The sequence below is a fragment of the Methanothermobacter sp. K4 genome (assembly GCF_022014235.1).
Classification (GTDB): Archaea; Methanobacteriota; Methanobacteria; order Methanobacteriales; family Methanothermobacteraceae; genus Methanothermobacter.
The window spans coordinates 409,624-416,393 of the sequence record NZ_JAKLTD010000001.1 but is presented as its reverse complement, the minus strand read 5'-3'; the positions used below and the strand labels follow the sequence as shown (position 1 = coordinate 416,393).

Genomic DNA, 6,770 nt, shown 5'->3' with positions numbered 1-6,770 from the left:
GTAGTTGAGGACCTTGTGAACGGTCCCAACCACCAGTTCACCCTCTTCAGGCCATTCATTTTTTCTTCTTACCATAAAAACACCTAGATTAATCCAGGACCTCTAGAATCTGGGCTTTGATCTTTGATTTTCCTCCTGTTGGCTCAACAAGTGTTTTACCGCAGATTATACACTGGACGTATGAGGCTGCCCTGTCAAAAACCACCTGCTGGTTCCCGCAGTCCATACATTTAACCCGGAGAAAATTACCCTTCGTATTGTAGAACATCACACATATCACCTCTAGGCTACAAATTCAACTCTTCCAGCCCTGAAGGACCTTTTCTTGATGTGTGATTTTCCACATTCCTTGCATTTGAGTCTGAGGTCAAGTTTCTTGACGGGTTTGTTACCTGAGGGGAGTGGACGTGGGTAACCCCTGTAACCGGCTGTTACACGTCTGAACTGCCTCTGACCCCATTTGAGTTCACTTGCCTTTCTTCTCTTTGATTCGAGTACCTCGTGAACTGTGTGTTTTCTACAGTTTGGACAGTAAGTTCTTCTTTCCTTGGGAATCTTCATATCTAATCACCTCTTAAGTGAAAAAGTAAGCCTTTAAAATAACTGGAACTTTTTTTATACTGGGTTAGTATATCTCAAATCTCTATTTATACCTTTGTATGGACCCTTTCAGAAAGACAGGAATGTGCCTGGAGAAGGGTATTTATGAGTATCTTATCTTTCTACCCTTCCTTGCATTTATAAACACATCTGCATTGAGCGATGGAAGTGTAACAATGTCCTGTGGTCTGAATGGACCGTAAATTTTTTCATCAACCCCCATTATCCTTGCGGGCACCTCTTCGAATATCAGCACCGTCTCAATATCCCCTCCCTTATTATCCAGTGCATTGGCCCTGGTTTCAGGTCCCCCGGGTCTGGAATCTTTTTTCTTCCGCTTCTGGATAACTTCAGGTTCCCCTCGGGATTTCTCTTTCTCTTTATCAAGCTCTATCGAGGGAATTATTTTCTCCCTGAATTCCCTCAGTGTCTCTATAAGTGAAAAGTAGAGTTCCTCCTCCTCGGGGGTCATGTTGAGGGGGGTTGTATCCTGGAGGTCAAACTGGGGTTTCCCGTTGAACAGGTGGTATGACCTCTGGACGTTCATCACTGCACTGTCTGTTATCTTGTGTTCCCTTCTCTCGCATATTTCGGTGGCTATCCTCTGAGTATCCCTTATAAGATAGTGTTCCTTTGCAAAGGGGTCATTCCCAACCGCCTTGAGGAGATCCTCCAGGTAGCTGTGGACCCTCTCGTAGAAGTCATCGCCAACCCTTGCAAGACCGCTTTCGGTTCTCTCCTTTTTCTGAATCCTCCTTAGTTTCTGAAAAAATTCGTCCAACCCCATTCCTCACCAGCAGTTATTCCTCTGCCTCGATTCTTGGAGCAAGGAGGAAACTCAGCTCTCCCTCATTGCTGGCCATCTTCAGTGTTAGTTTAAGGGGCATGTCATCCCCAAGGTTGATGATTGCGGTCTCACTGAACTTATCGGCCTTGAGCATCTCCTTTATCTTGTCAAGTGAGTAAACACTCCTTGCAGGTTTACTTATCTTTTCACCGTGGAGGTATTCTATCTCAGCGTCTCCGAATTCCCCCTCGGCAGATGCCATGAAGCGATCCTCATCCACGCGGAATGTTATCTTATCGGAGAATATGTCTATATCGGCTATTGAGTCCTTGAGGAGCTGGAATGGCACCTCAAATTCGTTCTCATACTGGATTTCAGGAGGACTTGGGGTTTCATATTCAATGTCAATCAGCCTTATCTTGAAGGTCCTTACAGCCTCTCCCTCAAACTGGACTATCAGGTTTCCCTCATCGGTTGAGAGTATAACCCTGTCGTTTGCCTTGGCCCTCTTGAGGACCTTCATGAGTTCCTCTGTATCCACGTTTATCTTCTCTGGTTCATCGCAGACGTATTCATCGAAGAGTTCAGATTTCAGTTCAAGGTGCACATATGTGATGTGGGACCTGTCAAGGGCGTCGAGGCGCAGGCCTTCGGCACTGATCTGTATCTGAACCTCATCAACGATGGATGATATGGCATCGAAACTCGTCCTTAAAATGTTAGGATCATTCAATTCTGCCTTGAACATTTTCGTCCTCCTTATCCTATATAGCTAGATATTGGGGTCATTCTTTATATACTATTTCTCATCCTTTTCCTCTTCCCCTCTTTCAGCACTCTTAACCTGTTTATAGAGCCTTTCAAGGGGAGTCCTGCCTATGATGCTATGTATCATTGAGGCGCCCAGCAACAGGAGTCCCGTGAGTATGAGGAATGCTGCGATGACTGTATTCTCACCCGAGACAACATTGTCCACAACCCTCTCTGATGATCCGATAATTGCGATTATTCCTGCGATTATAAGTACCGCTCCAAGGGCCATGGCTGAGTACCTGATTATATCGTCCCGGTACCTTATTATAAGTGTAACCGGAAATCCATGATCAGATTCATCACTCTGGATTTCTTCCTTTATCCTTAATATGAAACCCTTCAGAGAATTCGGTTCCCCTGATTTCTCCTTGCTTTCAGCTCCGGAATCTTTGGTTCCGGTTTTTTCTGTGCTCATGGTGAACCTTCCTCAATCCATCTTCAGGAAACCTGGAGCCGGGCGCTTCATACCTCAATCGTATTCCCTCCAGGTGTACTTGCAGCGGGTGCACCTGAAGAACCTTGTCTCAGATTCATCAGCCCTCCTTGTCTGCTGCAGCCACCAGAAGGCCTCCATATTACCACATTTCGGGCATTCCACCCTTGTTGTTGGTAGTGTGCTCACATCATCTCCTGTGAATATGACGTTGTCCTTTGATTCAACTTCCTCTGAAAAATTGTATTTATCCTTGAGTTTATCTGTGATATCCTTTTCATAGCCACACTGACAGCTGAATTTCCCCTTCACTGGAAACATTACAGCTCCGCACCTGGGACAGAACTCCATTTTCTTCCTCCTGATAAGAGAAACTAAATTTTTTGATTTTTAAAATTTTTCTGCAATGACACTTATAATTTTTTTGATTTAATTTACCGTCTTCTGGTTTCGAATAGATTTTATAAAGTCATCAAGTATCCGTGAATGGTCAAATGCAAGGTTATCACGGGGTATATCCTCAATATGGAACACCCTGACTTCGGCAGCATCGGATCCTGCAACGGGCCTTCCTGAAGCAACTGCGGTGAAGCAGATACTCACTGTGTGCCCCCTGGGATCCCTTGAGGGGTCCGAGTATACGCCAAGAAGTCCCCTAAGTTCCACATCCAGTCCTGTCTCCTCGAGGGCCTCCCTCCTTGCAGCTTCCTCCACTGTTTCCCCGTACTCAACGAATCCCCCTGGAATGGCCCATGAGCCCTCATATGGGGGTTTTCCCCTCCTCACAAGTACCAGGGTGTCCTCTGATAACCTTATTATCACATCCACCGTGAGTAGTGGTGCCCTCATACCAATACCTCATGCGCTGCCCCTTGACTCACCAAGTTTAACCCCTGATGCAATGAGATGTGCCGCCCGGAGGGGCTCGGGAATGGAACTTCTGGTCGTTGAAAGCCTCACGATCTCAGCTGCATCCTCCGGATCTATACCGGCAGTCTGTATGTAAACCGTCTCGGTGGATTCTACCCGGTGGATCTCCCCGGCGTCCTCTATCATCTGCCACCTCTTCTTCCAGTCAGGGAATCTGTGCTTCAGAGCTCTCCTTATCCTCTCAAGGTCAGGATATTTGCGTACAACCACTATGACAGGTAGTCCCGTTCTTGAGGATATCTCATTTATATCCGCCACATTGAAGCCGCCGAAGGTGAGGCCGTCCAGCATTATAACCCTCAGCTGGTTGAGGTGCCTGGAGCCATTCACCATTTCAACTATCTTCTCTGTGGCATCATCCCCATCCACCCTTATTTTTGTTGTGAGGACCCCGTCAAGCCAGTACCCTCCCCTGAAGACTGTGCCCACGATGAGCACATCCTCGTCACTTCTGGGTGTGAAGGGAGCATCATCTATCCCGAGAATCCTTATCTCAGATTTTATCTGCCTGAAATTACGGTTCTCCATAAAAATAGTTAGGCTGACTCTATGAGTGACCTGAACTCATCGCATCTCTCAATGAGAGTCCCTGCTGCCTTAACGAGTGATTTCTTGGGGCTCCTTGCCCTTATGTAAAGCTGTGGTTCCCCCACTATGGGGTGGTCGATGGAGTAGGCCGCGGCCTTAACGGTTTCATCCTCCATCAGTATGCTCCTCAGTACATTGCAGAGGGTGTGTGTTTCACCCTCGAATACTATCTCCATTTCATATCTCTTGTTAAGAATGACTTCCATTTTTCATTACCCCTTAACCTTCATAATTCGCTGATAGTTTCCTTTTTTCCCTGTTTTCACAGTTGGGGCACTTCACCTCGTCCTTGCCGTTCATCTCCATGAAGTGCCTGCACCTTGTGCACATGGCCTTTATGACCCCAAGGTCACGGGAGGAGGTCTGGAGGTCTATACCATCAAGGCCCATAACCTTTGTAACCCTTGCCTCCACTATATCCCCTATCCTGAAGGCCTCTGTAAGTTTCGAGAGGTAGCCCTTCTTTGCCTGTGAAACATGGACGCCCCCGACAAAGTAGGTTGCAAGGGCCCTCCTGTTACCCTTGATGCTGTGTATCCTCACAAGGGCCCTCTGGCCCCTCACATCTATCACCTCTCCAATGACCCTTGAACCCGTCCTGAGGATTGGGGGTGTGCTGAACTTTGAGATTACCTTTATGCTCTTATTCCTATCATCCCTTGCCACCTCTCCAACAACAAGGGACTTTATTTCTCCATCGTCGTCGTAGGTCCCCTCTGAGGGGATTACCTCTTCACTTACAGCTAAAAAGTCTCCGGGAAAAACGATGTCCCCAGATTTAACTTTCATCCATTCACCTCTTGAAGGTAAAAACAATACCTCAGCTTATAGTGGGTTATGATTACTTTCTGATTATATATATGCTTTTTGTATGATAAGTTGAGGATCGACCGGCGCACACAGCATATATCTGTAAGATGATAACATGGTTTCTGTATGGATCCAGTTAAACCATCAGTGAAGATCTTCAGGAAAATATTATCTCATCGAGGACGTAATCCTCCCATTCCCTTTCACCGAGGGCTATCTCAAGTTCCGATGGGTTAAGGAGTGGCCTATCATAGATCTGTGAGTCGTCAATGGCAATCCTTGGGCAAGCAGTGACAACGAACGCCTCGATCTCCCTGAATGGTAGCAGTGCCTCCGGTGATATGTTCTCAAGTAGGAATATGAATGCCTCCCTTCCAGCAGACTCCAGTTTCCTTTTTATCTCAAGGGCCAGTTTGAATCTCCTCTGCCCCTCCTTTGATGAGACTAGTATCCCCCACCTCCTGGCAGAGGATGACCTGTTTATCCTTGCAAATCTGATCCTGAGGACTCTATCTGCGAATTCATCCAGTCTTCTTACCTCCCCATGGTAGGGGTCAGCCACCACAACATCCCTTCCCGTTAAAAGTTTTATGCCCAGTGGATGGAAGTTTCCGCTTCCAATGAAGAGGTACGCATCTGCATCGGTGTTCCTTATGGCTGAAAAGTTACATCCCAGTACCTGGCCCTCAGCGGTGTTTACCCCTGAGCCCTTAACAACCTCAAAGCCCCTCTGCTCAAGGAAAGACTCTGCCTCATCAAGGAGGTGGAGGTGCTGTGCAGTTGTTGCAAGGCCCACTCTCCTGTGCCCTTCCAGGAGATTGGCGGCATCCTCAAGTACCTCTCTTATCTCAACCCCTGAACGGGCCTCAATGAATATGACAGGCACCTCATAGTCAATGGGAAATGATGTGTGCCCGTAGTGGATTATGAGATCAACCATACCCTTCATCTTTCTGTCTGAAACATCACATGCACCGAAGCATGGGTCTGCAGATATAACAGTTGTTGCATCCGTTTCTGATTCTATAATCCCGGCAAGTTCAACAGCCCTGGTTTTAAGTCCCTCAGGAAATTGAAGTCCGACAACAACCACTTTGAGGCGCTTTATTTCCCTGATAACCCTTTCTGTTTCAAGATCATAGAGTGACATTTAATCCTTCAGCCCCCCATCCGGGATTTCCTCAACGGTGACCTTCCCGTCAACAACATCCACCTTCACAAGGCTCCTTACATTGAATCCTGTCCTCTCCTTCACCACCCTTGAGCCCTCACCCTTATCTATGACGGTTACAACGTCCACAACCTCAACTTCCATCTCACTTAGGGCCTCGAGGACAGCCAGCAGTGTTCCACCGGTACTCACGACGTCATCTATTACCATTACACGATCATCCCCATCAACACCATTTATGTAAAGTTCTCCCTCACTGTAACCTGTCATCTGATGAACCGCAACCTCCCCAGGGAGGCCGTACCTCCTTTTTCTTACGACAACGAAGGGTATGCGGGTTTTGAGTGATAGCACCGTCGCATGGTGTATACCCATGGCCTCAATGCAAATTATCTTATCCACACTGGCCGGATCTGGATTGAATCTTCTAACTATTTCATCTGCAATCTCCTCAAGGATTTCAGGCTCTGTGAGTGGTATTCCATCAGTTACAGGGTTAACAAAGTAGTCATAATCCCCCTTCTTGATTACGGGAGAATTTCTGAGGCTTTCCTTTAGTTTATCAAGCATTTCCAATCACCCGGTATGATTTGTGAACAGCAACGATGAACTGCCTGTTTCAGTTTATCCACAGCAGC

12 protein-coding genes are annotated in these 6,770 nt (G+C 47.0%); all 12 read right to left on the bottom strand.

Annotated features, from left to right (window positions below; all coding sequences use genetic code 11):
* Nucleotides 1-88 precede the first annotated feature (88 nt).
* Nucleotides 89-268 carry a 30S ribosomal protein S27e gene (locus tag L5462_RS02180; RefSeq protein WP_013296474.1) on the bottom strand — a complete coding sequence of 60 codons (180 nt, stop codon included), beginning with the start codon at nucleotides 266-268 and terminating at the stop codon, nucleotides 89-91.
* Between the two features lie 14 nt (nucleotides 269-282).
* The gene (locus L5462_RS02175) at nucleotides 283-561 is read right to left on the bottom strand and encodes a 50S ribosomal protein L44e (RefSeq protein ID WP_013296475.1); all 279 of its coding nucleotides are present in this window, start codon (nucleotides 559-561) and stop codon (nucleotides 283-285) included.
* Nucleotides 562-703: 142 nt separating this feature from the next.
* Entirely contained in the window at nucleotides 704-1,381 is a 678-nt protein-coding gene (locus tag L5462_RS02170; protein WP_237779197.1) for a DNA replication complex GINS family protein, read from the bottom strand.
* Nucleotides 1,382-1,400: 19 nt separating this feature from the next.
* Nucleotides 1,401-2,135, bottom strand: a complete 735-nt coding sequence (gene pcn / locus L5462_RS02165; protein ID WP_147671369.1) for a proliferating cell nuclear antigen (pcna) — start codon at nucleotides 2,133-2,135, stop codon at nucleotides 1,401-1,403.
* Nucleotides 2,136-2,186: 51 nt separating this feature from the next.
* Nucleotides 2,187-2,615: a hypothetical protein gene (locus tag L5462_RS02160; RefSeq protein ID WP_237779196.1), complete on the bottom strand. Its 429-nt coding sequence runs from the start codon at nucleotides 2,613-2,615 to the stop codon at nucleotides 2,187-2,189.
* 54 nt (nucleotides 2,616-2,669) lie between these two features.
* Complete coding sequence (locus L5462_RS02155) at nucleotides 2,670-2,984, bottom strand: transcription factor S (RefSeq protein WP_237779195.1); 315 nt, start codon at nucleotides 2,982-2,984, stop codon at nucleotides 2,670-2,672.
* Between the two features lie 78 nt (nucleotides 2,985-3,062).
* Nucleotides 3,063-3,482 carry an NUDIX hydrolase gene (locus L5462_RS02150; protein ID WP_237779194.1) on the bottom strand — a complete coding sequence of 140 codons (420 nt, stop codon included), beginning with the start codon at nucleotides 3,480-3,482 and terminating at the stop codon, nucleotides 3,063-3,065.
* A gap of 9 nt (nucleotides 3,483-3,491) precedes the next feature.
* A complete protein-coding gene (locus L5462_RS02145) occupies nucleotides 3,492-4,091 on the bottom strand; it encodes a DUF99 family protein (protein ID WP_237779193.1) in 600 nt (199 codons plus the stop codon).
* Nucleotides 4,092-4,099: 8 nt separating this feature from the next.
* Nucleotides 4,100-4,357, bottom strand: a complete 258-nt coding sequence (locus tag L5462_RS02140; RefSeq protein ID WP_237779192.1) for a DNA-directed RNA polymerase subunit L — start codon at nucleotides 4,355-4,357, stop codon at nucleotides 4,100-4,102.
* A gap of 13 nt (nucleotides 4,358-4,370) precedes the next feature.
* A complete protein-coding gene (locus tag L5462_RS02135; RefSeq protein ID WP_237779191.1) occupies nucleotides 4,371-4,940 on the bottom strand; it encodes an exosome complex RNA-binding protein Csl4 in 570 nt (189 codons plus the stop codon).
* Between the two features lie 178 nt (nucleotides 4,941-5,118).
* The gene (dph2, locus tag L5462_RS02130) at nucleotides 5,119-6,111 is read right to left on the bottom strand and encodes a diphthamide biosynthesis enzyme Dph2 (RefSeq protein ID WP_237779190.1); all 993 of its coding nucleotides are present in this window, start codon (nucleotides 6,109-6,111) and stop codon (nucleotides 5,119-5,121) included.
* Nucleotides 6,112-6,702, bottom strand: coding sequence for a hypoxanthine/guanine phosphoribosyltransferase (hpt, locus tag L5462_RS02125; RefSeq protein ID WP_237779189.1), 591 nt, complete (start codon nucleotides 6,700-6,702; stop codon nucleotides 6,112-6,114).
* Between the last annotated feature and the right edge of the window lie 68 nt (nucleotides 6,703-6,770).